The sequence below is a fragment of the Paenibacillus sp. 01L418 genome (assembly GCF_056400045.1).
Map to the genome: position 1 here is coordinate 1 of NZ_JBFTSN010000667.1, position 2180 is coordinate 2180.

At 46.7% G+C, this 2180-nt stretch carries 4 protein-coding genes; 3 read left to right on the forward strand and 1 reads right to left on the reverse strand.

What is annotated here, in order from left to right:
• The 3 genes from AC1DSE_RS34355 to AC1DSE_RS34365 all read left to right on the forward strand — a co-directional run.
• Positions 1–306, forward strand: a 306-nt coding sequence (locus AC1DSE_RS34355) for a sensor histidine kinase (RefSeq protein WP_477529026.1), incomplete at its 5' end; no start/stop codon positions are given.
• Between the two features lie 41 nt (positions 307–347).
• On the forward strand, positions 348–989 hold the full coding sequence (locus tag AC1DSE_RS34360; RefSeq protein WP_339208782.1) for a response regulator transcription factor: 642 nt from the start codon (positions 348–350) through the stop codon (positions 987–989).
• Positions 990–1015: 26 nt separating this feature from the next.
• Positions 1016–1663 carry a DUF1054 domain-containing protein gene (locus AC1DSE_RS34365; RefSeq protein WP_477510128.1) on the forward strand — a complete coding sequence of 216 codons (648 nt, stop codon included), beginning with the start codon at positions 1016–1018 and terminating at the stop codon, positions 1661–1663.
• Between the two features lie 81 nt (positions 1664–1744).
• Here the strand turns inward: AC1DSE_RS34365 and AC1DSE_RS34370 are convergent.
• Positions 1745–2180 (reverse strand): efflux RND transporter permease subunit (locus AC1DSE_RS34370; RefSeq protein ID WP_477529027.1); only part of this gene is annotated, 436 nt, incomplete at its 5' end.

Here is a 2180-nt window from a genome sequence, read left to right on the forward strand (position 1 = left end):
GTAACGGGCCATCCCAGACCGCTTTACCCCAGCATCGAGCTCATTTTATTCAAAAATGCCCAAGAAGCGATTACGAATGCTGTTCGGCATGGAAAAGCGACGTCGGTTGCGGTTACTTTAAATTTTTTAACTGCGTACGTAGCGCTGACCGTATCCAATAACGGCAGCTTGCCCGACGAGCCTATCGAAGCTGGTCTTGGCATGAAGGGGATGCGAGAGCGGATTGCCTTAATTGGGGGCCAAATGGACTGGCAGAAGGCCGATCAGTTCTCAATAACGACAACACTTCCGCTGCTTGGCGGTTAACGACGATTCTGCTCTTTTTAGAAATGGAGAGATTTGAGCAAATGATTGAAGTGCTGATAGTGGATGATGATCCTTTTATTCGAGAGAGCATGAACGTTATTTTAGGATTGGATAACGAATTGCATGTCGCTGGCGTTTGTGCAAACGGTCTGGAGGCCGAACAATTTGCCCGCCAACATCCCGTCGATGTCGTGCTAATGGATATTCGAATGCCGCTCTGCGATGGTGTGGAAGGAACGAAGCTGCTTCGCGCACTTGATCCCCCACCTGCCGTGCTTATTTTGACGACATTTGATGATGACGAGTACATCGCGCAAGCCATCCGAAACGGAGCCAACGGCTATTTGCTCAAAAATGTACCGCCAAGCCGTATTATAAGCGGCATAAAAACTGTTCATGAAGGTTCCGTGCTGATCCATCCCGACATCGCCCGTAAATTGGCTGGGATGCTGGAGACGCCACGAGCCGATTCAACCAAATCAGTAATGATTTCAGGACTTACACAAGCTGAGGTACAAATTGTTCGGCTGATTGCGGACGGTCAATCCAATAAGGAAATTGCCGCTACCCTTTTCTTAAGCGAAGGAACAATTAAAAATTATATTACTGAAATACTTAATAAACTCGAGCTTCGAGACCGAACGCAAATCGCCATTTTTTATTTGAAATTATTGCACCAATAATTGTTTGATTGAAGGAGATTAATTTAATGACAACACAGATTACTTCTACCCCGCTTGTTGGCTTTACACAAGCCGACTTCGATGTTTTTGCGCTTCAAGGGCTTGAGGAGCGTATGGCTGCTATTCAAAATCAGATTCAGCCGAAATTCCGAGCGATCGGCGAGCAGCTCAGCGTCGATGCAGCTGTTCACGCCGGCAATGAAATGTACTTGCATGTTGCAAGGCATGCTCGTCGTAAAGTGAATCCGCCAAAGGATACTTGGCTTGCCATTTGCGCTAGCAAACGCGGCTACAAGGCACATCCGCATTTTCAGCTTGGATTGTTTGATGATCATCTATTTATGTGGTTTGCTCTCATTTACGAGGTTCCGCATAAATCCAATATCGCAACGGCCTTCCTGAACCAAATTGATGAGGTCATTGCAAATGTACCTAAGGATTTTGTACTTTCACTTGATCATATGAAAAAAGAGTCCACCGCTGTCAGTACGATGTCAAAACAAGATTGGAACGATGCGCTCGTTCGTTTCCGTGATGTTCAGAAAGCTGAACTGCTTATCGGCCGTCATGTGCAAGCGAGCGATCCGATTCTCAAAGACGGCGATGCACTGCTTGAGCTTACTTCCTCCACTTATAAAACGCTAATGCCGTTATATCATATGGCTAATGTATAAGAATGGATTTAATATCTATTCAAAAAAAGGCAGTACCTTTAGGTCCATTCTGACCTAAAAGTACTGCCTTTTATCGTTTAGTTACACTTGCTGTGATGCAGCCGCTTCCGCATGTGCGGAGGAAGCCATATTGCGACGTTGCTTGCGTGAAGTACGGAAAAATAACARCTCATAGACACAAGGAACGATAATTAGCGTGAGCAGCGTAGYCGCAACTAGCCCACCAATAACGACGATCGCTAAGCTTTGGGAGACGATGCTGCCCGATTCATGCGAACCGAATACGAGTGGCAGCATCGCGGACACTGTCGCCACCGCAGTCATTACGATTGGACGCATCCGTGTCGTAGCCGCTTCAATCAACGCTTCACGAATCGGCATCGTCAGCTCGTTTTGCTTCACACGATCAATTAATACGATAGCATTCGTGACGACAATTCCGATTAGCATCAGCGCTCCGAACATGGCTGTRAAATCTGGCGTTACGCCTGATACGAGCAAGCCTGTTACTGCACCG

Bases quoted from the DNA above. Each gene is read 5' to 3' on its own strand.
- AC1DSE_RS34360 (WP_339208782.1), top strand. From the start codon at position 348: ATGATTGAAGTGCTGATAGTGGATGATGATCCTTTTATTCGAGAGAGC.
- AC1DSE_RS34365 (WP_477510128.1), top strand. From the start codon at position 1,016: ATGACAACACAGATTACTTCTACCCCGCTTGTTGGCTTTACACAAGCC.